The sequence below is a fragment of the Belnapia mucosa genome (genome assembly GCF_016775475.1).
GTDB lineage: Bacteria > Pseudomonadota > Alphaproteobacteria > Acetobacterales > Acetobacteraceae > Belnapia > Belnapia mucosa.
Genome location: NZ_JAEUXJ010000007.1, coordinates 248,661 through 274,269 on the forward strand (window position 1 = coordinate 248,661; position 25,609 = coordinate 274,269).

Consider the following 25,609-nt stretch of genomic DNA (forward strand, 5'->3'; position numbering starts at 1 on the left):
AACCTCGGCCTGCGAATCCCCCGCTAGTCACCACCTGCTCCGCCTTGGTGAACATGGTCCGCAACCGGCGCACGGCATCCACGCCAGGCGACGACCTCCCAAGAAGGAGGACCGCCGCCGACTTGGCTAGGTCCGCCTGGGTGTCGATCCCGACGGCTAGCACTTGGCGCTGGCCGCGCCCGGCCATGCACCCGACAGCCTTCGTCGCTGACCGGTCCTTATCTTTGCGATTAGAACAGGCCAGGCGAGACACTGCTGAGGTCGCGTTTACGGTTGTGGCTAGTAACCGCGATATCCTCGGCCGCCTGAGTATCCACCACCGCCGTAGCTACTGCCGCGGCTGGGCGCTGTTAGAGCACCGCCTGCGGCACCCACACCACCGCCGACAAGCGCACCTGTTCCAACGCTGCCGCCAGTCAAGGCACTCACCCCAGCACCCGCTCCTGCTCCGAGCAGGCCCCCGGAGACGGCGCGGCTGCCGGGGCTTGTGCCGCATGCCGTCAGGCTAAATGAAACCAACCCGACGAGCAGCGCGGCTGCTAAGTTGCGCATCATGGTATTCCTCCGTTGTGAAAGCAGGGGTGAAACGCACCAGTTCAAAAGAAGCCCGAGCCGTGACATTCACAATGCCGGTTGCCGTCCGGGAATACGCAGCGCCGTTGAGAAGTGACTTAGCCGCGCCTCCCGGATGATTAGACCACTAGCTACCAGCTCCGAACTTTTGAACGCTGAGTCGGCGCGGTGATGAGGCATTAGGTCAGGTGGCTTGGCCCGCTAATCTCGGTGTGCGGTTTTGCTTGGCCGATTCGTTAAACCGACCTCGGCGACGGCATACGATTGACCTTCGCACGATTGGTCCATGCCCGTCTGGACACGGCGACCCCAGCCCGGCACATGCGTTGACGCCCAGAGGTGTATGCCATGCAGACCGGGCTTCTTGTAATCGCTCTCCTGGCCCTTCTGGGTCATCAGGCGTGGTCGCAGGCGACTGAAACCCTACCGCCCGTTGCCGGTCCACCCGCAGTCCAACCGCGCGCCGCACCGTATCCGTCCCCTCCTTGGTCACCGCCGTCGAAGCCAGATCAGGGGCAGCTTCCGCCGCCTGTCCCATTCCAGCTTGAACCTAACCGAGATCGCTCAGTCTCGATGCCACCTGCTCTTTCAGCGCGTGAGCTACAGGCAAGAGACGAGCCGGTCCGCCTGAGGTGGCGCACGGAGATCGCGGGGGAGTTCGCCGACTGGTGGCGCCGCTATGGTTGCTTCCCTCATCCCCGGCGGCACGAAGCGTGGTTCGACATGCTGGTTGAACGGCTCGGCGCCACAACTCAACAGCAGCAACATTCCCTCTATGGCTTGGTGATGGAGCGGGTGGAACTCTATGACCCGCCCCGAACCCAATTCAGCGGGCTCCTGGGAGACACCGAGGAATGGGTTAATGGCATGACGGGGTGGCGGGCGGCCGGTGACCGTTTCTGCCCACGCGGTTAGGACAGCTACTCCAGCGCCTATACTGAGTGCGGCCGTGAGCGAGAAAGTTATACCCGTCGGCGCAGCAAAAGTCTCACAGTTGCATTCACCAAGCACCCGGCATCAAGCCGGGGAGGGAGACGAACATGCGAGGGCGCCTCTGGGTGGCGGTCCTCTACGCCAGTCCTCAATGTGCCTTGGCTTTCGCTCAGGCTCGTGCCGAGGCCACTGTCCCCGTGGTCGCTGAGGTCGGCGTTGCCGCATCGCCCTCAGCCCTCCCGCCGAAACCACCCCTCCGAGTTCGGCCCGATGTCGAGCGGACGAATTTCGGCTGGGTCGCTTTGCTTGGGCTAAGCAGCCTTACTGCAGCCGCGTCCCAACGGAGACCGCCGACGCAGAGTGAGGGACGCTAACCACGAAGCAGGGTCGAGCGTTGGCGGCGGTCAAGTGCCGCCGCCTCGGGTTGGGTGAGGCCGAGTGAAAGTGCCGACAACTGGCTCAGGCTAGCCTAAGGCTGGCCGCCGCCTCTTTGCCTCGCTCGCGCACCACCTCGTAGGAAACCTTCTGACCCTCGTCGAGACCGTTCAGCCCGGCTGCCTGCACGGCGGTAATGTGGACGAATACGTCCTTACCGCCGCCTTCGGGCTGAATGAAGCCAAAGCCCTTCTGCGCGTTGAACCACTTCACAGTACCTACAGCCATCGAGTGTTTTCCTTCCCCGGTTCGGACGATGATGCTGCTGCGAGGCAGGTCAAGCAAGTGTCCCGCCGCTGCCGCTGGATGTGCATCTAGCCCCGGTAAGTCGATCAGCACATGCTCGCCCAAGGCGCGCAGAGCGCCGGACAAACACGGACACCCTGCCGAGGACTGATCAAGCCATAGCCAACACGGCGGTCTGTCCCGAGGCTGCGACCCGGACGGCAACGTCGGGCTGGTGCTTGCGCAGGATGGCAAGCGCTTCTTCATGCGCAGCGTAAGCGTGCTCATGCGTGTCGAAAAGCAGGACAGAGGCACCACGGGTTGGATCATCCATCGACCGCAGCCAGTAGGCGCCTCGAAAGCCAGGGACCTTCTGGGTGCGGGCTAGCATCTCCTCGACGACTGGCCGCTGGATTGAGGTCGATGGCAGGTTCTCCGCTTTCCTGACCATGCAGTAGAGGGATTGAGCCGGTCCGCCGCTCTGTGGCGCCGCCATCGCATGCGGTCCAACATCGCCCATAAAGCGCTCAGTCGGCTCGCTGAGCCCAGAGAGGTTGGCCATCACCCATTCGCGGATTTTGTCGCGGCAGCTAGCCGCTGCGGTGGCACTCTCCCAAAACGAGACCGAGACGATATCGCCTTGTTCACTACCGAGGGCCGCATAGCCCAGAAAGCCGTGCTGACCTCTGAGGAGTGGGACAAGTCCTTGCTGGGCTTTCGGCGCTGCTTCCGCAGTCATCCTCGCAGCGCCAGCATAACGGCTGATCATGATGTGCATTTTGCTCTCCCTGCGGTCCCGAGGAGCAAGGAATGCTGCTCCCCACGTCCAGCGCGGGTCAACGACGATGAGAATGGCAGAGGAGTTCGGATGGCCTGCTGCGGGTACACACCGCCGTGTCAGACGGAAGCCGCGAACATGCTCCTTCCACAACGCCCGCGTGTGCCGTTTCGGATTCAGTTCCCGCGTGCATTTTTGGTGAGCAGCACACTAAAGTTTTTCTGCGGAGGGTAGCGAGAAGAAATTGACGCCTCGTGAAGGCCGCTGCGCGTAACGCAACTCCACTCAGTTAGTCGTCTTGCGCCGTGGAGGCAGCTATGTCCGAAGGAACGCATGCGCCAACCTCGCACGCGATCGACAACGCCAAGCTGCAACAGTTTGTCGGCAAAATGCTTGGCGACCTTGGGGGTGCAGCAAGTGTGCCGCTGGTCCGGATGGGCGACACCTTAGGTCTGTATCGGATTTTGTACACCCACGGTCCCATGACCTGTGCCCAACTTGCTCAGCAAGCAAAGGTCCACGAGCGCTACCTGCTCGAATGGCTCTCTCATCAAGCCGCATCCGACTACCTCGCTTACGACCCAGACAGCGGCCAATTCAGCCTGCCACCCGAACAGGCCATGGTGTTCGCTGTCGAGGACAGCCCCGTCTATATGATGGGAGCCTTCGACCTGATGGCGGCGCAGACCGAGGTGCAGCCGAAAGTACAGGAGAGATTCAAGAACGGTGGCGGCTTTGCATGGGGGGATCAGGCGTCGTGCCTGTTTTGCGCCACTGCGCGGTTTTTCCGCCCTGGCTACCAGAACAACCTCTTGTCGCAGTGGCTTCCTGCGCTCGACGGGGTGGTCGCCAAGCTGAAAGCGGGTGCTGACGTGGCCGATGTGGGATGCGGTCACGGTTGGTCCACCGTCCTGATGGCCAAGGCTTTCCCGAACTCCCGCTTCGTTGGCTATGACTATCACGACGGTTCCATCGTAGATGCTCGGAAGCATGCCGAAGCACACGGCGTGGCGGGGAACACTCGATTCGAGGTTGCCACGGCGAAGGAAATTCCAGACGCGGCGTTTGATCTCGTGGCCTTCTTTGATTGTTTGCACGATATGGGCGACCCGGCGGGGGTAGCGTCACAGGTTCGCCGATCGCTCAAACCGGACGGTACGTGGTTGGTCGTCGAGCCCATGGCAGGCGATCGGCTTGAGGACAACCTGAACCCGGTCGGCCGCCTTTTTTACGCAGCTTCGACTATGCTCTGCGTCCCGACCTCGCTCGCGCAGGAGGTGGGTGCGGCCTTCGGCGCCCAGGCAGGCGAGGCCAAGCTGCGGGGGGCAATCACCGCTGGCGGGTTTGGTAGCGTGCGCCGCGCCACCGAAACGCCTTTCAACATGATTCTTGAGGCACGCCTCTAGTTGGCTTCGCCGTGACTGCGCCGACGGTCCAGGCAAATGCACGAGATAGGAGCAGGGCTGGGCAAAAAGGCGCCCTTTGCGGCCAAGACTCTGGTCGCCTTGGCAGGGAAGCTGGCGCCGGAGGCGGGTAGGTCACCAGAGCGTTGGCGCTGCACTGGTGGTCCGCAGCGTGCGGGGAGAGTGGCCGGTCTTGTGCATAGCCCTTTGAGCATGGGCACTGGCCCGAGAGAGGCGCGCATGACCTGATCTTGGAGGCCTACTGGGCAGGGATGTAGCAGATGCAAGCGGAAATCCACGCCATCACGCTGGACGCCCAACCCGAGCCTATAGAAATCGACCGCAAACGATGCGCTGTTCTGGTCGTCGATATGCAGAATGACTTCGGCGCTCGGGGCGGCATGTTCGACCGGGCGGGCATCGATATCATGCCCATCGAGCGAGTGGTCGAAGCTACGGCGCGGGTCCTGGCTGCCGCGCGCTCGGCAGGGCTGCCGGTCGTCTATCTCAAGATGGAGCACAGCCCCGACCTCGCCGACACCGGGGGCGCAGGGTCGCCGCACTCGATCAAGCACGCGCGGCTCGGGGTGGGGAAGGAGGTACCCGCGCCGGACGGTAGGGCAGGCCGTATCCTCGTTAGGGACACGTGGAACACCGACATCCTGCCGCAGCTCGCTCCGCAGGCAGGCGACGTGATCGTCCCTAAGCACCGCTACAGCGGGTTCTTCCAGACCGACCTCGACAAGGTGCTGACTGATCGCAACATCAAGCATCTGGTCGTGACGGGTTGCACGACCAGCGTGTGCGTGGAATCGACGGTCCGAGACGCGATGTTCCGCGGCTATCACTGCGTCGTACTCGCCGACTGCACGGCGGAGCCGATCGCCAACGACCAGTTCCGGACCAATCACGAGGCGTCACTGCTGACCATTCAACTGCTGTTCGGGTGGGTGTCGGACTCCGAACGCTTCGTCGCATCGCTCGATGGATAGCGGCAGCGAAGGGTCCTATTACGGTCTCGCACTATTCGGCGCTGGCTCATCCTCGATGGCGCCGCACCTTGTACTCGTGGAAGCGAGCGCGACGTACGAGACACGGTTCGCCAGTGCGGATGCTGACGAACACCGCACGAAAGCCTCCCGAGTGGCTAACCCACGCGGCAAGGTGCCTGCGTCGCGCCTCGCCGATGGCACGGCATTGGCTAAAACGCCGCCACCCGGACCTACATCGCCCACAATCACCTCGCAGCGAAGCTACCTCTGGACGCCATTCGCAAGGTGCGTCCACTCTGATCGCATGGATGACCTCCTTGGGGAGAACCGCCCGCCTGTCCGAACAAGAGCGTCGGTCATTACATCGCCACCGGAGTGAGGTCACAGACTAGAGGCCGTTATGGACCATTGGCTGGGTAACGTCAGGCTGCGGGGCATGAATGCTCGCAAACCATATCCGTCTGATGTCTCCGATGACGAATGGGCTCTGGTTGTGCCCTACCTGACCCTGCTGCCTGAGGCAGCCGGGCAGCGGGAGCATGCGCTGCGCGGGGTGTTCAACGGTCTGCGGTATGTGATCAAGACCGGGGCGCCCTGGCGCTGGATGCCAAACGACCTACCGCCCTGGGCGGCGGTCTACCTGCAGGCGCAGCGCTGGCTGGCGGCCGGCTGCTTCGAGGCACTGGCCGAGGATCTGCGGGCTGTGCTGCGGGTCGCCGCTGGACGCAAAGCCCAGCCCAGTGCTGCCATCCTGGACAGCCGCACGCTGCGATCCTCGCCAGAAAGCGGCGCAAGGGCAGGCTATGACGGTGCCAAGCGCAAACGGGGTTCCAAGCTGCACCTGGCGGTCGACACCCTGGGCTATCCCCTGGCCCTGCACGTAACGCCTGCCAGCACGGACGATCGGGCCGAGGTTGGGCGGCTGGCCCAGGCCGTGCAGGCCTCCACCGGCCAGAGCGTCGACCTGGCCTATGTCGACCAGGGCTACACCGGCCCGAAGGCCGGTGACGCCGCCAAGGCGCATGGGATTGAGTTGGAGGTGGTGAAGTTGCCAGACACCAAGCGTGGCTTCGTGCTGTTGCCGCGGCGCTGGGTGGTCGAACGGACCTTCGCCTGGGCCACCCGCTTTCGCCGACTGGTGAAGGACTACGAAGGCTATGCCAGCACCCTCGCCGATCTTCACCTCGTCGCCTTCGCCTGCCTCATGCTCAAGCAGGCCGCGCAACTGACCGGAGGTCCATAACGGCGTCTAGACCTGTGGCGGGTCGAGAGAGCGAGCGTGAGTGAGCGGCGCGACCCAGCCGCCCACGGGCGCGAGCCGACGGCGAGCGGGCGTGCGTCAATGAGACACATGACCGGCATGAACGCATCCAGTTGGTGTTCGGAAATCCCCCCTGAAATCGTCGCTCAGAAACCGGCCTGGAATCTTGGGTCTGGTTGGCCGCGGGGGTGTGTCTAGAATCATCCGATTTCGTTGACACCACAAGGCAGCGTGCTTGTCTCAGAGTATGACCGCTGCCCCTCCGATCCCTAAGCGTGCTGCCCTCTACGTCCGGGTCTCGACCGCCGATCGTGGTCAGACCGTCGAGAACCAGCTTGGCCCCTTACAGGAGGCCGCCGTCCGGCTCGGGTGGAATATCGTCGCCGTTCACCGTGATGAGGGCATCTCAGGGATCAAGGGTCGGCAACAGCGTCCGGGTCTCGACGCCCTACTCAAGCAGGTGACGCGACGCGAGGTGGATATCGTCGCTGCATGGTCGGTCTGCCGACTGGGCCGATCGCTCCCCGATCTCATCGGCATGCTCGGCGAGCTACAGGCCAGGGGTGTGGACCTCTACCTCCACCAGCAGGCGCTCAATACTGGAACGCCATCGGGCCGGATGCTGTTCGGCATGCTGGGGGTGTTCGCCGAGTTCGAGCGCTCAATGATCCGCGACCGGGTGATGGCTGGGTTAGAGAGGGCTCGTTCGTCGAACAAGCGCCTGGGCCGACCGCCCATGCCGAGGTTCAAGGTCGAGCGCATCCGCGACGCCCTGGCCGAGGGTCGAGGTGTGCGCGAGACCGCTCGGCTCCTCAAGGTCAGCACCGCCAAGGTGGTAGAGGTCAGGCGATCGATGACGCCAATACCTGGGTCGGATGCGGCGGCCTGACGATCCCGGCCATGAGTTCGGCTGTTCTCTCGGCCACCGCATCAGCAGCGGCGAGCAGTGCCGCGTCAGCGCTGTGGATGTAGCGTTGGGTGATGGTGTGATCACGGTGACCGAGCAGAGTCCCGATCGTGGCATCGGCCAGCCCGAGATCGGCGGGTGCCGTCCGGCGGGCCAGATCAATGTCTGGCCATCTCAATCCCAGGACCTCGCCGCGGCGCCAGCCGGTCAGGAGCAGGAATCGGATAGCCACCAAGCCGGGCGCCCAAACCTCCGTGTCGTCCTCCGCGACCAGCAATCCCTCGCCAAGGGCGACGTACTCCTCGACCCGCAGCCGCCGCTCCCGTCGGCCATCGGCAGGTCGCACCACCCCGTGAACCGGATTGTCGGCGCGAAGGCCGAGCCGAACTGCATAGGTCAGGATGGCGCCTAGTAGCCCAATCGTTCGGCTGGCGGCACCCCGGCCGCCACGTACATTCGATAAGCCATATTTATCGCGCCTAACCTGCTGGGAGATCCTGCCCTCGGCAATCAGGCTCATCGCCCGCTCGGCATCCTCACGGGTCAGAGCGGCAACTGGGACGGCGCCGAGCAAGGGACGGATATGGACCTCGACCCGGCTACGATCAATCCGCAGGGTCGAGGGCTTTTTGATCTGACGATGCCGGGTCAGCAGCCGTCCGGTCTCCATATCAGCGAGGTAGCGATCGCAGAGGTCACCTATCGACATGGCGCCTGCGGCCCTGCGGCCGCGCTGGTCAGCCAGAGGGTCACCGCCTCGTGCCACCTCGCCTAAGAGGTGAAGCGCCTCAGTTCGAGCGGTGTCCGCAGTCCATGGGCTACCGTGCCGTCCAATGGTGATCAGCCGTTGCCGACCCTCAACCGTGCGGTAGACTACGATGTAGCTAATCTGGGTCCCTTGGCGGCGGCGGGCACCAAAGCCAACAACAGCATCGTCCCAAAGGGTCATGCCGGGCTGCAGAGCACTCACGCTGCGATGCCCTATCCGCCGCCTGCTGCCTTGCTGACCTGAGCCATCCATCCCAACGGCTATGCCGGAATCGGCCGGAGTCGCGAAGGGAGGATCGAGTCAGCATGAGGATCGAGTCAGCATAGGGTCAGCAATCGGTGACGGATGGCCTGATCCTCCAAGGCCCAATCCTTTGCAAACCAAGCATTTGCCCGCCAAGCCGCTGCCGGATGTGTCCTCCGAAGGCAAAGGTCGTACGTTCGAATCGTATCGGGTCCGCCATCTCCCCCAATGAGTTAGCCAAGCCCGAGGCGGCATCCTCCGCCCCTGACATGGCGTTAGGCCAGCAGCGCGATCCCGCGCCGCAGCACAGGACCGCGCCGGCCAAGGAGTTGCCCTGGCAGTCCGGCCCTGCCTAGGCTTCGCACGGGCAAGGCCACAGCGTCATCGGGAGACTAGCGCACCGATCACGTCCTGATCCGCGCGGCCGGAGCCCCACAGAATGGGGGAAACGACATGGGACGGATGCTGGCCAGCCTGGCCGCGGCGCTGCTCAGCCTGGGCATCGTCGCCTCTGCCGCCGCACAGGCGCCGGACTATCCGAACCGTCCGATCCGCATCGTCGTCACCTTCTCGCCGGGCGGCACCGCGGATGCCCTGGCGCGCATCATCGGCAAGGAGATGGCCAGCAGCCTGGGCCAGAACGTGGTGATCGAGAACCGCTCAGGAGCCTCGGGCCTGGTCGGCACCGAATATGCGGCGAAGGCCGCGCCGGATGGCTATACGCTGGGCGTCATCTCGGTCTCGCAGATCGCGCTGCCCTTCGCAATGCGGACGGTGCCCTACGACCCGCGCGCATTGCGCCCGGTCACCTTGATCGCAACCGTCCCCGGCCTGCTGAGCGCGCATCCGAGCCTGCCGGCAAGGACGCTGCAGGACGTCATCGGGATGGCCCGCGCGGCGCCCGGCACGCTCGCCTACAGCAACCCAGGCAGCCTGAGCGCCGCGGCCCTGGCGATGGAGATGATGAAGCTGCAGACGGGGGCGAACATCGTCACCGTGTCCTATCGGGGCGGCGGGCCGGCGCTGGTCGACCTGGTCAGCGGCACGGTGCAGCTTGGCCTCAGCGGTCCCACCGCGCATCTGCCCTTCATCCGGTCGGGGGAGCTGCGGCCGATCGCCACCACGGGGGCGACGCGGTCTTCCGCGGTGCCGGAGGTGCCGACCTTCGCCGAAAGCGGCCTGCCGGGCTTCGAATTGTCCGATTGGTACGGCCTGGTCGTGCCCGGAGGAACGCCGGATGCGGTCATCGGCATCCTGCAGCGGGATGTCGCGCGCGCCTTGTCGAAACCGGAGGTGCGTGATGCCCTGCACGTCCTCGGGGCGGAACCGGGCGGCATGAGCCCGGACGCCTTCGCCGACTTCATCGCCAAGGAAACCGACAAGATCGGCGCGTTGGTCACGAAACTCAACATCAGGCTGGATTGACCCATGGATCTGCAATTGACGGGCAAGCGCGTGCTGATCACCGGCGCGTCCAAGGGGATCGGATACGGCATCGCGGCGCATCTGGCGGCGGAGGGTTGCGCGCTGACGCTGGTCGCGCGCGACCCGGCCGGGCTGGAGAAGGCGGCCGCGGCGCTGGCGGCACGGCATCCGGGCCTGCAGGTCGCCACGGTCGCCGCCGATCTCGGCCAACGGGACCAGCTCGGCCGCGTCTTCCCTCATCTGGAAACCACCGACATCCTGATTAATTCGGCCGGCGCCGTGCCGCGCGGCAAGCTGCTCGACACCAGCGCCGAGCAACTACGCGAGGCGATGGACGGCAAGGGCTTCGGGGCGATCGACCTGTGCCGCGAGGCGTACCGGCATATGCAGGCCCGGCGTGACGGGGTGATCCTCAACATCATAGGCATCTCCGGAGAGAGGCCGAATCCCAAATCCGTGCCGACCTCGACCGTGAATGCGGCCTTGATCGCTTTCACCGAAGCGGTCGGGGCCATCAGCCCGGATGACAACATCCGTGTGCTGGGGCTCAATCCGGGCTTGGTCGCGACGGAGCGCACCGCGGGCCTCATGAAGCCCAGCGGCAGCGCGAATGACGCTGCCTATGCACATCTGACGGCCAATCTTCCCTTCGGCCGCATGGCGACCACGGATGAGATCGCCGACTTTGCCGCCTTCCTGGTCTCGCCGCGAGCCAGCTATTGCAGCGGGACCGTGTACACCGTCGATGGCGGCGCGCGGTTCCGGGCCTGAGGAGATGCCTTGCGCGGTCCGGCGGGTTGCCTCAGCCGCCGACCGCCCGATCCACCACCTCCGCCAGGCGCTGCAGCCGCGGCACGGCATCCTCCTTCAGGGCCGCCTCGATATCCGGCCGGCCGATGACCGTGCGCCACACCGCGCGCCCGGCCAGGAAGCCTGCGGCGCCCTCGCGGCAGGCCCATTCCACCGCCTGCGGGAAATCATCCGGCGCGACGCCGGAGGAGAGCACGACCCAGGGCCCGTTCACGGTCCGGGTCAGCTCCGCGCAGGCCCGCCGCACCTCGGCCTCTGCCCCTTTGCCAAACAGCGGCATCTCCGCCTTGTAGATATCGGCGCCACGGTTGCCGAGCTCGCGCGCGGCGGGCAGGATGCCCTCGGCGGTGTTCCAGGGCTGGCCGTCGCGGCGCTTGCGGCAGACCGGCTCCACGATGCTGATCAGCCCGGCGGCGCGGCAGCGGGCGACGAAGTCGTCCACCAGCGCGAGGCGCGGCTCCGGCGGCTCATCCGGCCGCCAGATGACCAGCAGCTTCAGGGCGACGGCACCCTCGGCGCGGACCTTGGCCGGCACCACCGCCTCGTCGATGCGGGCCTCCGCGACGATCTCGCCCGGGCCGGGGATCAGCGTGTCACCGGCGGCGATGAGGGCGCAGCCCGGCGCCACCACCCGCTCCGCGATGGCGCGGTCCCAGGCGAATTCGCGGTCCAGCAGCGCCGCGGAGGCATGGGGCGTCAGCGCCCGCAGCGCCGCCATCTTGAAATCTGACATCTGCCGGTCCGTCACCGGGCCGTCCTGGAACTCGGCCATCATGGCGCGCAGGCCTTCCCGCTGGTCCACCGCCAGCATGGCGAAGGCGCCGGAGGGACGGGCGAGGGCGCGGAGGTCGGCCCTCGGGGCGGTGCTCGTCATCATGCTCTCCTGATTGGGTTGGATGTTGGGGCCGGCCTCATGCCCAGCCCTCGGCGAGCAGCGCCTCGACCGCGGCGCGGTCCGGCATGCCGTGCCATCCCTGGCCGCGCTGCGCCTTCAACGCGGCGGCCGCCGTGGCGAAGCGCGCCGCATTTGGCGGGTCTTGGCCCTCGGCCAAGGCCAGCGCATAGGCGCCATGGAACACATCGCCGCAGCCGGTGGTGTCGCGGGCAGCGATGCGTGGCGCGGGCAGCGGCATGGGGGCACCCTCCCGCCACCACAGGCTGCCCCGCGCGCCGAGGGTGACGGCGAGGCTTCCGGCCGGACCGAGGGCGGGCATGCCGCGCAGGCGCGCGGCAGCCGCGGCGAGCCCCGCCCGGGGGTCGTCGGTGCCGGTGAACTCCACCAGGCCGCGCTGCGAGAAGACCAGATGGTCCGTCAATGGCCCCAGCGCCGCGATGGTGCCGGCGGCGGCCACATCGGCATCCAGCACCCGCGGCAGGCCGCGCGCGCCGGCCAGGCGGAACAGCCGCTCCGCCCCCGCCGGCCAGCGCGGGTCGGCGAGCACCGCCCCCGCGCCCTCAAGCCGGCTCTCCGCCAGGGCCGAGGCCTCCGGCAACCCGCTGCCGGGAAAGACGGCGAGGACGCGCTCGCCCTCCGCATCCACCAGCACGCCGGAGATGGGCGAGTGACCGCCCGGCGCCGGCACGACATCCACCACCGCGACGCCGCAGCGCCCGAGCAGGGCGAGCAGCGTGGCCCCCGGCCCATCCGCGCCGAGCCGCCCATGCCACAGCGCCACCCCGCCGAGCGCGGCGATGGCGACGGCGGCCGTGGCCGCCATGCCGCCGCCCGTCTCGCGGAAGCCATGCGAGAGGAATTTCCCCGGCCCCGGCGGCAGGACCGGCAGCTCCCAGACCTGATCCAGGACGGCGATGCCGACGCAGAGAACGCGCGCCCCGCCCCCTGTCATGGGGCGGGCACCAGGACCGGTTTCAGCTTCTCCCCCCGCGCGAAGGCGGCGAAAAGGCTCTCCAGCCCATCCAGCCCGGCGCGGTCGTCCACCAGCCGCTCATACTCGGCGCGGTCCGCCCGCAGCAATTCGAGATTCGCCGCGAAGTCGCCGATCGGGAAGTAGAAGGAGCGGAGGAGGAAGAAGTCCTTCAGCCGGATGGAGCGGGTCTCGGTGATCGACCAGGCATCGGATTCGCCGAGCTGCAGGATCACGCCCTCGATGCCCACGGCCTCCAGCGCGGTCTGCCGGGCGGCATCCTTGCCTGTCGCCTCGACGACGAAGGTGTAGCGGCCCGTGGCCGCTTCCTCGGCGGTGATCGGTTCGGCACCGAGGGTGGCGGCGAAGCCGGACCGGTAGGCGGCGGGATCGACGACCGAGATCGGCCCGAAGCCCATGCGCCGCAGCACGAGGATGGCGCCAAGGCCGATCGGCCCCGCCCCAAGCACCAGCGCCCGCCCGCCCTCCACGATGCGGCGGGCCAACCTGACGCCATGCGCCGTGGTGCCGATGGTGTCGAGCAGGAGCGGGGCCAGATGATCCGGCACGTCGTCCGGCAGCGGCAGCAGGCAGCGTTCGGGGACCGCCACCGCCTCGGCATAGCCGCCATGGCGCTGCCAGCCGACCAGCTCCCGGCTGTTCTGGCAGAGATGCGTGCGCCCGCTCGTGCAGGCCTCGCAGCGGCCGCAGAAAACGGGGATGTAGACCGCGACGCGCTCCCCGTGCCGGGGATGCCCCGGCTGGTCCACCCGCCCGGCGATCTCATGGCCGGGGGTGAAGGGCCAGCCGCGCCGCAGCGGGCGCAGGTCGCTGCCGCAGAGCGCGCAGGCGGCGACGCGCACCACCACCTCTCCCTCGGCGGGGACGGGCGCGGCCGCATCCTCGACCGTGATCCGCCCCTCGCCATGGAAACGTGCCGCTTTCATCCCTTCACCGCTCCCGCCGCGAGGCCGCCCACCAGGCGGCGCTGGATCAACATGGTCAGGATCAGGGGCGGGGCGGCGATCACCACGGCGGCCGCCATCAGCGCGCCCCAGTTCGTCACGCCCTCGCCCACGAAATTGAAGCTCGCCACGATCGCCGTCTTGCTCTCAAGGCCGGAGAGGACGAGGGCGAAGAGGAAGTAGTTCCAGGAGAAGACGAAGGACAGGATCGCCGCCACCACCACGCCCGGGACCACTACCGGCAGCACCACGCGCAGCAGCACCTGATGCGCCCGCGCGCCGTCGATCTGCGCGCTCTCGATCAGTTCCCGCGGGACGCCTTCGAGATAGGGTAGCAGGACCCAGATCGTGATCGGCAGGGTGATGACGGCATGCGTCAACACGAGAACGGTCCGCGTCCCGGTCAGCCCGACGCTGGTGAACATCACCAGCCAGGGCAGAAGGAACAGCGTCCCCGGCGCCATGCGGGCAAACAGCGTGGCGGTCGCTGGCCAGGTCATGCGGTGCCAGGCCATGGCGAAGGCGGCCGGAAAGCCGAGCACCAGGCCGAGCAGCATGGACCCGCCCGCCACGACGAAGCTGTTCCAGGTATAGTCGAGGAAGTCGCCGCGGCCGAACAGCTCGGCGAAATTCTCGAGCGTCGGGGTGAAGAGCAGCCGCGGCGGCAGCGCCGCGACCTCGGTCCGCGTCTTGAAGGCGCTGAGCAGCACCCAGAGGACCGGCGCGGCGAGCACCAGCAGCACCGCGCCGAGCGCCACCGCATCCGCCGCGCGGCCGAGGCGCCGGCCTACCATGTCACCGCCCGGCGCAGCCGCGCGAAGGCCAGGACGGAGCCGAAGATGATGGCGGAAAGCGTCACCATGATGGCGCTGGCATAGCCGATATCGAAGAACTCGAAGCCCCGGCGATAGGCCATGATATTGAGCGTGGTGCTCGCCGTGCCCGGCCCGCCCTGGGTGGTGATGTAGATCACGTCGAAGAAGCGCAGCAGGTCGACGCTGCGCAGCACCGCCGCCGTCACCAGGGTCGGGCCGAGCAGCGGCAGGGTCAGGCGCCGGAAGCGCTGCCAGCCGCGTGCACCATCCACCTCCGCCGCCTCGAAGACCTCGCCGGGCAGGGAGAGGTACCCGCCCATGACGATCAGCGCGACGAAGGGCGTCCACTGCCAGGTGTCGATCGCCGCGACGGTCAGGATGACGGTGTCCGGATCGGATAGCCAGAGCCGCGGCGGCAGGCCGAGTTGGGCCAGGATCCAATTCGCGATCCCGAAGGACGGGTCGAGGATCACGATCGCCATCATCCCGATCACCACCGGCGGCAGCATGAAGGGCGAGACGAGGATGGTGCGGATGATGCCGCGCGCCCAGCGGGACCGGGCGAGCAGCAGCCCGAGCCAGGTGCCGATGACAAGCTGCGCGACGAGCGAGATGACATAGAGCAGGAGGGTCAGCCGCAGCCCGTTCCAGAAATCGGCATCGGCGGCGAGCCGCGCGTAATTGGCGCCGCCATTCAGCCGCGGCGGCTGGCCGAGCGCGATTTCGCACAGGGACAGCCAGACCGCATAGCCGAAGGGAAAGACGATCATGACGCCGGCGAAGACCAGCGCCGGCGCCACCATCCAGCGATAGGAGGTGCCGCTTCTACTGGAGCTTCGCAAGCTCTTCATCCGCCATGCGGGCTGCTTCCGCCGGTGTCGCGCGGCCGAGGACGACCTGCTGCACCGCGTCGCCGATCTTCTCGCGCGCCTCGGGGATGCGGTCGGTCGGCGGCTGGAACACGCCGGAACCCTCGCGGCCGAGCCGCACCAGCGCCTCGGCCCAGGCACGGCGGATCGGCAGCTCGGCGGTCCAGGCCTCGAAGGCCGGGCCCTGGAAGACCGAGGCCCGCGGCGGGGCGACGCCGGCCGAGACGAGCTTGCCCTGCGTCTCCTTCGAGGTCGCCCATTGCAGGAAGGTCCAGGCGGCGGGCTGGCGGCGCGAATGGGCGGAGATGGAGATGCCCCAGCCGATGGCCGCCGGCTTCGAGATGCCGCTCTCCCGCCCCGGCGGCAGGATCTTCACGCCGAGGTCCTTCGCGCGGTTCGGGAAGCGCATGATATTGGCGAATTCGTTGCTGCTCTCATGCACCATGGCGACGCGGCCGGAGCCGAGCAGCTCGATCACCTGGGTGAAGGTGTGGTTCAGCGCGCCGGGCGGGCCGTACTCCTTCAGCAGGTTCGCATACATCTCCAGCCCGCGGATGCTGGCCGGCTGCGACATCCCCGGCTTGCCGTCGGGCGTGACGACCGAGCCGCCGAGATTGTTGACGAAGCCGACGAAGGCATAGGGGATGGCGGTGCGCAGCCCGCGCGCCGCCCAGGGGATGATGTTCGGGTCGCGCGCCTTGATCGCCGCGGCGGCGGCCGGAATGTCCTCCAGATAGCGCGGCTCGGGGATACCCAACCGCTCGAACACATCCTTCCGCCAGTAGAAGAGCGGGCCTTCCTGGTTGATCGGCACCGCGACCACCTGCCGGTCGAAGGTATTGGCGGCCTGGATGGAGGCGGAGAAATCGGCCGCGTCGTAATCGGGCGCCGTCAGGGCGGGATCGGCCAGCAGCGGCGCGAGATCGGCATACCAGCCCGCCTTGCGGAAGACCGGCCCCTCGCGGCTGGCCAGCGTCATGAAGACGTCGAGATCGGCGGAGCGGCCCTGCATGAAGGTCGTCAGGCGGGCGCGGAACTGCTCCTCGTTGAAGATCTCGATCCGGGTGCGGATGCCGGTGCGGGCGGTGAAATCCGCCACCAGGTCGCGCATGGCCTGCGACCAGGGATGGTTGTTGAACATCAGGTTGATGGTCTGGCCGTCCTGCCGCCGCCAGTCGAAGGCGGACTGGGCCCGCGCGGGCACCGCCGCGGCCGCCGCCGCCGACAAGGCGCCACCGATGAGCTCGCGCCGCTTCATGGCCATCCTCTCCTCCCGCCCCGGCGCCTTCGGCGCCTTGTTGCAGCCGGGAGTGAAGCCGATCTATGTTCGTTTCCGCAAGCGGATTTTCGTTTTCGCAACCGCGAACGGGGGAGGATAGGGATGGGCGCCGATAGCCGCCATGCCGGCATCCTCGACGCCTTGCGTCGCCGCGGCGGCTATGCCGGCATTGAGGAACTGGCGAGCGGCCTCTCGGTCACGCCCCAGACCATCCGGCGCGACCTCTCGGAACTGGCGGAGAAGGGGCTGCTGCGCCGGCACCATGGCGGCGCGAGCCTGCCATCCTCGATCGCCAATACCGATTATGCGGTGCGGCATGTGGAGAACAGCGCGGCCAAGCAGCGCATCGCCCGCGCCGCGGCCGCCCTCATCCCCGACGGCTCCTCGCTCTTCCTGACCCTCGGCACGACGGTGGAAGCGACTGCGGCGGCGCTGGCGGCGACGCATCGGGACCTGCTGGTCGTGACCAACAGCAGCGCGGCGGCACGCATCCTCGGCGCGGCGCCGGGGATGCAGGTGCATCTGCTCGGCGGCGTCTGGCAGGCGCGGAATGGCGGGTTGACCGGTGCGACGGCGGCCGAGATGGCGGGGCGCTGGCGCTGCGACGCGCTGCTGACGGGCGGCGGCGCGATCGGTGCGGATGGTTGGCTGCTGGACTATCATGAGGATGAGGTGGCGGTGGCGCGGGCCATGCTCGCCAGGGCCGGGCGCCTGGTGATTGTGGCGGATAGCGCGAAATTCCACCGCGCCGCGCCCTGCCGCGTGGCCCAGCCCGGCCGCGGCGGGATGCTGGTGACGGAGGCCGCCGCCCCGGCCGCGACCGGCCGGGCGCTGCGCGCGGCGGGGGCGGAGATCGTCATCGCCTGAGATTAGGGGGAGAGAAACGCAGGATGGAGCTAAGCCGTGCGGCGCTGCGCGCCATGCCGCCAGGGGTGCGCGCCCCCGCCTATGATCCGGCCGCGGTGTCCGCGGGCATCGTTCATCTCGGCCCGGGCAATTTCCACCGCGCCCATATGGCCCGCTATGCGCATGACCTGATGGAGCGCCGCGCCGATGCGCTGTCCTGGGGCATCCTCGGCGCCGGGCTGATGGAGCCGGACCGCCGGATCGTCGAGGCGCTGACGTCGCAGGACGGGCTCTACACGCTGCTCGAGCGCGGCGAGGGCGAGGAGCGCGCGACCGTCATCGGCTCCCTGGCGGGGCTGGTCTTCGCGGGGGATGGCTCCGCCGCCCTGCTGGCGGCGATGGATGCGCCGGCCATCCGCATCGTCAGCTTGACGGTGACGGAGAACGGCTATTGCCTGGACCGCGCGACCAAGCGGCTGGACCCCGGCAATCCGCTGATCCAGGCGGATCTGGCGAAGCCCCATGCGCCCTGCTCCGCCATCGGCGTCATCACGGAGGCGCTGCGCCGTCGCCGCGACGCGGGGGCACCGGCCTTCACGGCCATGTCCTGCGACAACATCCAACATAACGGCCAAGTGCTGCGCGACGCCGTGCTGGCCTTCGCCGGGATGCGCGACCCGTCCCTCGCCCGCTGGATCGCGGCCGAGGCGGCCTTCCCCTCCACCATGGTGGACCGCATCACCCCCGGGACAACCGATGAGGACCGGCAGGCGCTGGAGGCCCGGCACGGCCTGCGCGACCATTGGCCGGTGCCCTGCGAGACCTTCCGCCAATGGGTCATCGAGGACCGCTTCCCCGCCGGCCGGCCGCCCTGGGAGGAGGTAGGGGCGCAGCTCGTCCCGGATGTCGGCCCCTATGAATTCATGAAGCTGCGCCTATTGAATGCGAGCCACCATACGGTCGCCGGGCTCGGCCGGCTGATGGGGCATGCCTATGTCTCGGACTGCCTGGCGGATGGCGATCTGGCGGCGCTGATGCGGGCCGTGATGGACCGTGAGACAGGCCCGACCGTGCCGCCCGTGCCGGGGGTGGATCTGGAGGAATACAAGCAGACGCTCGTCGCCCGCTTCGCCAATCCGGCGATCCGCGACACCCCCGACCGCATCGTCGCCGACGGCTCGCCCACCATCCTGCTGGACCCGCTGCGCGACCGCCTGCGTGCTGGCGAGCCCGCGGAGCTGCTCTGCCTTGCCGTCGCGGCCTGGATGCGTTGCGCGCGTGGGGAGGACGAGATCGGGCAGCCGGTCGTGCTGCGGCACGCCCTGGCGCCGCTGCTGCATCAGCGGGCGGCGGAGGGTGGGCCTGATCCGGCGCCGCTGCTCTCGGTCGAGGCGGTGTTCGGCGATCTCGGCCAGCACTTCGCCTTCGTGGAGCCGGTGCGCCGCTGGCTGCAATCGCTCTACGCGGTTGGCGCCCGCCGCACCCTCGCCATGGCGCGGGTGCGGCTGGGGTTCTGAGCCCCGCGCCGCGGTTCAGTCCGCGGCGTTCCGGCTCAACGGTATCTCCATCTCGCAGCCCAGCCCCGCCGGCTGCCAGTTCAGCGTGACCGTGCCGCCGAGCTGGCCGCGCATCGTGCCCTCCAGCACGCGGGAGCCGAAGCCGCGGCGTTCCGGCGGCGCCGCGACCGGCGGCCCGCCCATCTCCGCCCAGCGCAGCCGCAGCCAGCCCTGCAGCCCGCCTTCCACCCGCCAGGTAACGGCAAGCCGGCCCATGGGCACCGAGAGCGCGCCGTATTTCACCGCATTGGTGGCGAGCTCGTGCACCGCCATGGCCAGGGGCTGCGCCGCCGGGGCCGGCACCGCCAGACGCGGGCCCTCGAGGATCACGCGCTGGTCGGCATCGATGAAGGGCGCCAGCTCGCCTTCCAGCAGCGTGCGCAGGTCCGCGCCATGCCAGCGATCCTCGGCCAGCAGGGTCTGCGCCCGGGCCAGGGCCGAAACGCGCCCGGTCACCGCCCGAACATAGGAAGGCAGGTCCTCCGCCCGGGTCAGCCGCAGCGCCGATTGCACCACCGCCAGCGCGTTCTTGGCGCGATGGTCCACTTCGCGCGAGAGCAGCTTCTGGCGCTCCTCGGCCTCCTTGCGCTCGGTGATGTCCCAGACCAGCCCGGTCATGCGCACCGCGCCGGTGTCCGGGTCGCGCTCGGCCGAGGCGCGTTCCTCGAGCCAGGCGATCCTGCCGTCGCGCGGGCGGATGATGCGGAACTCGGAATGCCAGGCAGTGCCATGCCTGGTCGCCTCGCGCACCAGGGCGCGGTGCCGCTCGACATCCTCCGGGTGGAGCAGGCTCTGGCCCTCGGCGCTGCTCTCCAGTGTCGTCCCGGGCAGCAGGCCGAAGACCTCCGCCTCCATGCCGGTGAAGCTCGAGCGATCCGTCACCGGGTCCCAGCGCCAGGCGGCCATCCTGGCGGCTGAAAGGGCTTCCGACAGCCGGGCCTGGCTGTCGCGCAGCGCCGCCTCGGTTTCCGTCTGCTCGGTGACGTCGCGGGTCGTGCCCGCCACCGCCTCGACCCGGCCATCGGCGCCGAGGACGGGGACGAAGATGTAGTCATAGATCCGGCGGCCGAAGGTGCCGGTAAAGGGGACCTGCCCGCGGATCGGCTTGCGGGTGGCGACCACCTGCTCGATCTCGCGGCCATGCATCGCCGCGTGCCAGTCGGGATAGCCGAGCTCCAGGCAGGTCTTGCCGATCGCCTCCTCCCAGCTGCGGCCCCACATCCGCAGCAGGCCTTCATTGGCATAGATGAAGCGCTGGTCGAGATCGAAGATGTAGGCGAGGTCGGGAGTATTGGTCAGGATCGCCTCATAGAGGCGCCGCTGGCGCCCGGCCTCGGCCTGGCTTTGGCGCAGCGCCTCCTCAGCGCGTTTCCGCTCGGTGATGTCGCTGGCCGTGCCGAACCATTCGGTGATTCGCCCTGCCTCGTCGAGCATCGGGGCCGCCCGCGAGAAGGTCCATCCGAGGCTGCCATCCAGGCGGCGGACCCGGTGTTCCAGCGCGAAGATGCCTTTCGTCCGCACCGCCTCCTCGATGGCCGCGACGACCATCGGCTGGTCGTCCGGATGGATGTAGCGGTCCAGCCAGGTGCGGCTCGGATCCTCCGTATCGGCGATGAAGTCCTGGCCGCGGAGATGGCGCATCTCGCGCCAATCCGCGCTCATGCGATAGACCGCGTCCGAACTGGCGCTCGCCAGCGCACGGAAGCGCGCCCCGCTCCCTTCCGCGGACTCCACCGTGGGAACCGTCGCGGCAACCTCGGTGGCGTAGAGGCCGGCGACCGCGCCGCCCTCGTCCCGGACCGGCACCCAGGCGAAGAGGCGCGGGCCGGTGGGGGAGGGGACCGGCGCGCGCTGCGCCTCGCCCCGCATCGCGGCCTCCAGCAGCGGGCCGGAATCCGCGCCGGCCTCGGCAAGCAGCGCCGCCAGGGGCATGCCCAGGGCATCCCGATGCCGCGCGCCGAAGATGGGCCGGCAGGCATCGTTGTAGAGGATGGTCAGCGCCGGTCCCCAGGCGAGCAGGGCCGGCTGCGGCGTCGCCAGCATCAGTTCGGCAAGGCTGCGCAGGCTCTGCAGCCAGGCCGCACCCGGCCCGAGCGGTGTCGCGGCCCAGTTCCGGCCCCGCACGCATCCGGCCATCTCTCCCGATGCATGGAGAAAAGGCGGCGCGGCATTACCGTGCATCGGGTACCACGCGACGAGCGGTTCGACTTATCTTCCTCGCGCGAACGCGGACCGAAGCGATGGAGCGACCAGTGAATTCTTCCAGTCCCGGCGCGAGGCGGGCGTTGCGGGCACGACGGAGGGGCATGCGGCGAGCAAGCCCGCCGGTCGGGCCCGTGTCAATCCAGTCGCCGGTTCCGGCCGGTCACGGAATGGCGTCCAGCATCTCGACGCGGCCGGACAGGCGAAGCTCCGGCCCCTCGGGGTCGCGGGCGACGCGCATGGCGGAGGGGCGGCCCATCGCCTCCCCCTGGCGCACGATAAGCGGCCCATCCGCCAGCCCGAGCGCGCGCAGCCCGGCGAAGAGCGCCGTGGCGGCGATGCCGGTGGCCGCATCCTCGAGATAGCCGCTGGCGCGCGGGAATTGCCGCGCATGCGCCGTGCCGGGCTCCCCGAAAGCCCAAGGATACAGGCCGGTCGAGCCCAGCGCCTCGCAGGCACGGCGCACCGCCTCCGGATCGGGGCGGAGGGCGTGCAGCCGCTCGACCGAGCGCAGGGGCACCAGGGTCTTGGCGCGGCTCGTGGCCGCGTCCTGCACCGGAAGGTCGAGCAGATCCTCCGGCCCGAGTCCGAGCGCGGCGAGCACCGGGCCGGGATCGGCCACGGGGCTGGCCCGGCCCTCCGGCTGGGTCACCTCGACCTGGTCGCCGGTGAAGAAGGCGCGGACCGGGCCGGACAGCGTCTCGATCCGCAGCACGGTATCGGGCGCCTCGCCGCGGCGGCGCAGCAGCCAGGCCGCGCCCAACGTCGCATGGCCGCACATCTCCATCTCATGCGCGGGGACGAAAAAGCGGAAGCGCCGGTCGGCCATGGAGGGATCGTCCGGCGGCAGCACGAAGCCGGATTCATGGCCGTGACGGGCGGCCAGCGCCTGCATCGCGGCCGCATCCATGCCGCGCGCATCGGGCACGATCGGGGCCGGGTTCCCGCCGCCGGGACCGGCGGGAAAGACGGAGAGGAGGACGGTCTCGGGCTGGGTCATGCGGGGAGCATGCCACGGAGGCGGCCGGACAACACGGCGCGGGTCGCCACGCCATGCGGCGAGCCTAGTCCGGCTCCTGCCGCGCCGCCGTCCGGCAGGCCGCGCCGATGCTGGCGCCGAGCAGCAGCCCCGCCGCCAGGTCGGTGAGGTAATGCGCCTCCACGATCATCAGCGCCGCCCCGGTCGCGAGGCAGCCGAGCACCGTGACGAGCCGCGCCGCGAGCCCGAGCGGCCAGGCGAAGGCGGCCAGCACGCCCAGCACGACCATATGGCCGGAGGGAAAGCTGCCTGGATGCAGCAGGTGGAAATTGCGGAAGGGCGCGCTCTGGTGCCGGAACCAGGCCTCCGGCGCCACCCGGCCAAAGAGCGGCTTCAGCTCCGACTTCACCGCGAGCGCGATGCAGAGGCCAAGCCCGGCGAAGAAGGCCATGCGCCAGGCGCCCCGCAGCCGCGCCCGGCCGAGATGCCAGGCGCCGAGCGCGACGGTGCCGAGGATCGCCACGGCCGCGATCGCCTCCGGCAGCCGGACCAGCAGCATCGCCTCGCGCGAGGGCGTGGTGCGTTCGCGCAGCAGCAGGGCCAGCGGGTGGTCCAGCCGGGTGATGCCGAACAGGATGGCCGCCATGGCCAGGACCCAGAGGATACCCCAGGTCCAGAGGGCGGCGGGGATGGCGCCGCGGAGGCGCAGGGACAGGCCGGCGATCCGTTTCATAAGCATGCGCATAGCGGAAGCGGCGCCGCCGCCCGGATCACATTCCGGCGTCCCGGCCCGGAACCCCGGCGGCATCCGCTGCGATTGCGACGCAGGAACACGGAGCGGAGCGCGCAGCATGCGGTCGCATCGGCTGACGACCTTCATCCTGATCGCCATGGTGTTCGGCATCGCGGTCGGCCATATCTGCCACGCCACCTGGCCGGACCCGGCGACGGCGAAGGAGATTGCCGGCTACATATCCCTAGTCACCGACATCTTCCTGCGGCTGATCAAGATGATCATCGCGCCGCTGGTCTTTTCCACCCTCGTCGTCGGCGTCGCGCATATGGGGGATACGCGGGCGGTCGGGCGGATCGGCGGCAAGGCGATGGCCTGGTTCATCGGCGCCTCCGTCGTCTCGCTGCTGCTCGGCCTCGTGCTGGTGAACCTGCTGCGGCCGGGCGACAGCCTGAACCTGCCGCTGCCCGAGGCCGGCGCCTCGGCCGATGTCGCGGTGGCCTCGCTCTCGCTCAAGGATTTCGTCGCGCATCTGGTGCCGCGCTCGATCTTCGAGGCGATGGCGCAGAACGAGATCCTGCAGATCGTGGTGTTCTCGCTGTTCTTCGGCGTCGCCTGCGCGGCGCTCGGCGAGCGCGCCCGCACGCTGGTCGCCTGGATCGAGGAGCTGTCGCACGCGATCTTGAAGGTGACGGGCTATATCAGGACCTGGCGCCGCTCGCGGTCTTCGCCTCCATGGCGGCGATCATCACCACCCAGGGCCTCGGCATCTTGGTCACCTACGGGAAATTCGTCGCCGAATTCTATCTCGGCCTCGGCATTCTGTGGTGCCTGCTGGCGGCGGTCGGCTTCCTGTTCTTCGGCCGGCGGGTGTTCGAGCTGATCAGCCTGGTGCGGGAGCCATTCCTGCTCGCCTTCAGCACCGCGAGCAGCGAGGCGGCCTATCCGAAGATGATGGAGCAGCTGGTGCGCTTCCCGGTCAGCCGCCGGATCGTCAGCTTCGTGCTGCCGATGGGGTATTCCTTCAACCTCGACGGCTCGATGATGTATTGCACCTTCGCCACGCTGTTCATCGCGCAGGCCTACAATATCGAGCTCTCGCTCGGACAGCAGGCGACGATGCTGCTGCTGCTGATGCTGACCAGCAAGGGAATGGCGGGCGTGCCGCGCGCATCGCTCGTCGTCATCGCGGCGACGCTCGCGACCTTCAACATCCCGGAGGCGGGGTTGCTGCTGATCATCGGCATCGACCAGTTCCTCGACATGGGCGCTCGGCGACCAACGTCATCGGCAATTCGCTCGCCACCGCCGTGGTCGGCAAGTGGGAGGGCGATCGGCCGGAGGTGGCGGAGACGGCGGAGGATGCTGTCCCCGGCGCCTCGCAGCCGGCCTGAACGGGATGGGTGGGGACGGCACGCCGCCCCCGCCCGTCCGGCTTACATGAACCAGTGGCCGGTCGTCTCGTAGTTCTCGATCACCGTCGCGGCGATCACATTCCAATCCACCGCACCGTCATGCACCACATTCGTCGCCGTCGAAGCGGACGGGGCGATGCCATCGGTCGGCAGGACCCAGTGGCCGGTCGCCTCGTAATTCGCAGTGACCTCCGCCGCCAACGCCTGCCAGTCCAAGCCGACGCTGACCGTGGAGGTCGCGGCCACCGTCGCGGCGACGGGCGCCGGCAAATCGGTCGTCACCGTCTGCACCGGCTGGGGCGTGGAACCGCCGAGCGGGGTGAAGGAGATGTGGTCGACCGTGATCGAGGTCGCGTTGCTGGTGTTCAGCACGCCGATCGTGTTGTTCATGCCGCCATGGTCGAAATCGACCGGCACGTGATCGGTGATGACGCCCTTCACGGCACCGTCCACCTTGAAGGTGATCTTCCCCGGCTCCCAGACCATCGTGTAGTCGTGGAACACGCCGCTCTGCACGCCGTCATAGATGCGGGTGTCGAAGGCGTCGCTGCCGTTGGAGTTCCAATGCACGGTGCCGTACTGGCGGCCCGAACCGTCCGGCGTGATCTCGACCATGTCGATTTCCTGGCCGGGCCACTGGTCGTTGCCGGGCCAAAGAACGATGCCGGGGCCGGGCTGGTTGCCATCGACCTTCGCGGTCACGGTGTAGGTGCCATAGCCATGGCCGGCGCTCGGGCCGGACGCCCATTCCATCATGCCGGAGGTGCCGCTGAGTGTAACCTGGCCATTGCTCGGAGAGCCGACGTTCCAAACATTGCCGATCGAGCCGAACCCGCTGTCGAAGTTCACGTTAAGGGCGTTAGCCATGGTGATGGTCCCTCTCAATGGTTTGCCTTACCCGCGCAGCAAGACCTGCCGTGCCGGAGGGGGCACAGGCCGGACAAGCCGAACAATGGGTCGGGCTGGGATCAGCCCTCAGGCACGCCGCAGGCGAGCCTGTCTGGCGATCGTGCCCGGTGGACACGGCCGCCCTGCGGGTGCCGGCCTGTGCCGCCACCCGAATGGATGCTGTTGGTTAGGTCACGCGTCGGAGCAGGCGAATACCAGTGCCCCGGCCGATGCCCGTGCCGCCTTCCCCGAAGAACAAGACCGCCCGCCATGAGTAATGACGGCTGCGATATATTGCCCGACAGGTGAATATGAACGGCCAGGTTGCACCAGCAATTGTTCCCCAAGAAGCGTCGTTCGTGACGTTTGCGGTTGTCAGCACCGCGTGAACAACACCGAACTACTCAGATAAGTGCGACCCAACAAGGGTTGTTTTTTCGCGG

The 25,609-nt window shown here is 68.3% G+C and carries 23 protein-coding genes, 1 tRNA gene and 1 pseudogene; 11 read left to right on the forward strand and 14 right to left on the reverse strand.

The window, feature by feature from the left end; genetic code table 11:
* Window positions 1–1,965: 1,965 nt before the first annotated feature.
* A complete protein-coding gene (locus tag JMJ55_RS17930) occupies window positions 1,966–2,169 on the reverse strand; it encodes a cold-shock protein (protein ID WP_202827001.1) in 204 nt (67 codons plus the stop codon).
* Window positions 2,170–2,338: 169 nt separating this feature from the next.
* On the reverse strand, window positions 2,339–2,944 hold the full coding sequence (locus JMJ55_RS17935) for a hypothetical protein (protein WP_202826953.1): 606 nt from the start codon (window positions 2,942–2,944) through the stop codon (window positions 2,339–2,341).
* Between the two features lie 317 nt (window positions 2,945–3,261).
* Here JMJ55_RS17935 and JMJ55_RS17940 point away from each other — a divergent pair, with 317 nt between their 5' ends.
* The 4 genes from JMJ55_RS17940 to JMJ55_RS17955 all read left to right on the forward strand — a co-directional run bounded on the left by JMJ55_RS17940 (window position 3,262) and on the right by JMJ55_RS17955 (window position 7,489).
* On the forward strand, window positions 3,262–4,350 hold the full coding sequence (locus JMJ55_RS17940; RefSeq protein WP_236033802.1) for a class I SAM-dependent methyltransferase: 1,089 nt from the start codon (window positions 3,262–3,264) through the stop codon (window positions 4,348–4,350).
* A gap of 278 nt (window positions 4,351–4,628) precedes the next feature.
* Entirely contained in the window at window positions 4,629–5,339 is a 711-nt protein-coding gene (locus tag JMJ55_RS17945) for a cysteine hydrolase family protein (protein ID WP_202826954.1), read from the forward strand.
* Between the two features lie 436 nt (window positions 5,340–5,775).
* Window positions 5,776–6,582 (forward strand): IS5 family transposase, encoded by an 807-nt coding sequence (locus JMJ55_RS17950; protein ID WP_202827003.1) that lies wholly within the window; start codon window positions 5,776–5,778, stop codon window positions 6,580–6,582.
* A gap of 265 nt (window positions 6,583–6,847) precedes the next feature.
* Complete coding sequence (locus JMJ55_RS17955; protein ID WP_202826955.1) at window positions 6,848–7,489, forward strand: recombinase family protein; 642 nt, start codon at window positions 6,848–6,850, stop codon at window positions 7,487–7,489.
* Here JMJ55_RS17955 and JMJ55_RS17960 read toward each other — a convergent pair.
* A complete protein-coding gene (locus tag JMJ55_RS17960; protein WP_236033803.1) occupies window positions 7,443–8,216 on the reverse strand; it encodes a site-specific integrase in 774 nt (257 codons plus the stop codon). The two genes, JMJ55_RS17955 and JMJ55_RS17960, sit on opposite strands and share 47 nt — an antisense overlap.
* 33 nt (window positions 8,217–8,249) lie before the next feature.
* Window positions 8,250–8,528 (reverse strand): annotated as a pseudogene (locus tag JMJ55_RS32065) (integrase arm-type DNA-binding domain-containing protein); the annotation flags it as partial.
* 73 nt (window positions 8,529–8,601) lie between these two features.
* On the opposite strand from JMJ55_RS32065, the gene JMJ55_RS17965 reads away from it, so the two are divergent.
* The 3 genes from JMJ55_RS17965 to JMJ55_RS17975 all read left to right on the forward strand — a co-directional run bounded on the left by JMJ55_RS17965 (window position 8,602) and on the right by JMJ55_RS17975 (window position 10,715).
* A tRNA-Arg gene (locus JMJ55_RS17965) sits at window positions 8,602–8,738 on the forward strand.
* A gap of 234 nt (window positions 8,739–8,972) precedes the next feature.
* On the forward strand, window positions 8,973–9,944 hold the full coding sequence (locus JMJ55_RS17970; protein WP_202826957.1) for a Bug family tripartite tricarboxylate transporter substrate binding protein: 972 nt from the start codon (window positions 8,973–8,975) through the stop codon (window positions 9,942–9,944).
* Between the two features lie 3 nt (window positions 9,945–9,947).
* On the forward strand, window positions 9,948–10,715 hold the full coding sequence (locus tag JMJ55_RS17975; protein WP_268885334.1) for a short-chain dehydrogenase/reductase: 768 nt from the start codon (window positions 9,948–9,950) through the stop codon (window positions 10,713–10,715).
* Between the two features lie 31 nt (window positions 10,716–10,746).
* On the opposite strand, the gene JMJ55_RS17980 is transcribed toward JMJ55_RS17975, so the two are convergent.
* Genes JMJ55_RS17980 through JMJ55_RS18005 form a run of 6 tightly spaced genes read right to left on the reverse strand, consistent with a single transcriptional unit; the run spans window position 10,747 to window position 16,526 of the window.
* A complete protein-coding gene (locus JMJ55_RS17980; RefSeq protein ID WP_236033804.1) occupies window positions 10,747–11,631 on the reverse strand; it encodes an aldolase in 885 nt (294 codons plus the stop codon).
* 34 nt (window positions 11,632–11,665) lie between these two features.
* The gene (locus tag JMJ55_RS17985; RefSeq protein ID WP_202826959.1) at window positions 11,666–12,601 is read right to left on the reverse strand and encodes a PfkB family carbohydrate kinase; all 936 of its coding nucleotides are present in this window, start codon (window positions 12,599–12,601) and stop codon (window positions 11,666–11,668) included.
* A complete protein-coding gene (locus JMJ55_RS17990; RefSeq protein WP_202826960.1) occupies window positions 12,598–13,566 on the reverse strand; it encodes an alcohol dehydrogenase catalytic domain-containing protein in 969 nt (322 codons plus the stop codon). Before JMJ55_RS17990 ends, JMJ55_RS17985 begins: the two co-directional genes overlap by 4 nt.
* Window positions 13,563–14,378: a carbohydrate ABC transporter permease gene (locus JMJ55_RS17995; protein WP_202826961.1), complete on the reverse strand. Its 816-nt coding sequence runs from the start codon at window positions 14,376–14,378 to the stop codon at window positions 13,563–13,565. The genes JMJ55_RS17990 and JMJ55_RS17995 overlap by 4 nt, the downstream gene beginning before the upstream one ends.
* The gene (locus JMJ55_RS18000) at window positions 14,372–15,250 is read right to left on the reverse strand and encodes a carbohydrate ABC transporter permease (RefSeq protein WP_236033805.1); all 879 of its coding nucleotides are present in this window, start codon (window positions 15,248–15,250) and stop codon (window positions 14,372–14,374) included. The genes JMJ55_RS17995 and JMJ55_RS18000 overlap by 7 nt, the downstream gene beginning before the upstream one ends.
* A complete protein-coding gene (locus JMJ55_RS18005; protein WP_202826962.1) occupies window positions 15,225–16,526 on the reverse strand; it encodes an extracellular solute-binding protein in 1,302 nt (433 codons plus the stop codon). The genes JMJ55_RS18000 and JMJ55_RS18005 overlap by 26 nt, the downstream gene beginning before the upstream one ends.
* A 123-nt stretch (window positions 16,527–16,649) precedes the next feature.
* Here JMJ55_RS18005 and JMJ55_RS18010 point away from each other — a divergent pair, with 123 nt between their 5' ends.
* Window positions 16,650–17,414 carry a DeoR/GlpR family DNA-binding transcription regulator gene (locus tag JMJ55_RS18010; RefSeq protein WP_202826963.1) on the forward strand — a complete coding sequence of 255 codons (765 nt, stop codon included), beginning with the start codon at window positions 16,650–16,652 and terminating at the stop codon, window positions 17,412–17,414.
* Between the two features lie 23 nt (window positions 17,415–17,437).
* Window positions 17,438–18,910 (forward strand): mannitol dehydrogenase family protein, encoded by a 1,473-nt coding sequence (locus JMJ55_RS18015; RefSeq protein ID WP_202826964.1) that lies wholly within the window; start codon window positions 17,438–17,440, stop codon window positions 18,908–18,910.
* Window positions 18,911–18,925: 15 nt separating this feature from the next.
* On the opposite strand, the gene JMJ55_RS18020 is transcribed toward JMJ55_RS18015, so the two are convergent.
* The 3 genes from JMJ55_RS18020 to JMJ55_RS18030 form a co-directional block, all read right to left on the reverse strand.
* The gene (locus JMJ55_RS18020; RefSeq protein WP_202826965.1) at window positions 18,926–21,073 is read right to left on the reverse strand and encodes a PAS domain S-box protein; all 2,148 of its coding nucleotides are present in this window, start codon (window positions 21,071–21,073) and stop codon (window positions 18,926–18,928) included.
* A gap of 241 nt (window positions 21,074–21,314) precedes the next feature.
* Entirely contained in the window at window positions 21,315–22,151 is an 837-nt protein-coding gene (locus JMJ55_RS18025; RefSeq protein WP_202826966.1) for a PhzF family phenazine biosynthesis protein, read from the reverse strand.
* Window positions 22,152–22,215: 64 nt separating this feature from the next.
* Window positions 22,216–22,863 (reverse strand): phosphatase PAP2 family protein, encoded by a 648-nt coding sequence (locus tag JMJ55_RS18030; RefSeq protein ID WP_202826967.1) that lies wholly within the window; start codon window positions 22,861–22,863, stop codon window positions 22,216–22,218.
* A 118-nt stretch (window positions 22,864–22,981) separates the two neighbouring features.
* Here JMJ55_RS18030 and JMJ55_RS31935 point away from each other — a divergent pair, with 118 nt between their 5' ends.
* Together JMJ55_RS31935 and JMJ55_RS31655 are read left to right on the forward strand one after the other, a co-directional pair.
* A complete protein-coding gene (locus JMJ55_RS31935) occupies window positions 22,982–23,746 on the forward strand; it encodes a dicarboxylate/amino acid:cation symporter (protein WP_328702689.1) in 765 nt (254 codons plus the stop codon).
* Window positions 23,632–24,330, forward strand: a complete 699-nt coding sequence (locus tag JMJ55_RS31655; protein ID WP_328702690.1) for a dicarboxylate/amino acid:cation symporter — start codon at window positions 23,632–23,634, stop codon at window positions 24,328–24,330. Before JMJ55_RS31935 ends, JMJ55_RS31655 begins: the two co-directional genes overlap by 115 nt.
* On the opposite strand, the gene JMJ55_RS18040 is transcribed toward JMJ55_RS31655, so the two are convergent.
* Window positions 24,300–25,145 (reverse strand): family 16 glycosylhydrolase, encoded by an 846-nt coding sequence (locus JMJ55_RS18040; RefSeq protein WP_202826968.1) that lies wholly within the window; start codon window positions 25,143–25,145, stop codon window positions 24,300–24,302. The two genes, JMJ55_RS31655 and JMJ55_RS18040, sit on opposite strands and share 31 nt — an antisense overlap.
* Window positions 25,146–25,609 lie beyond the last annotated feature (464 nt).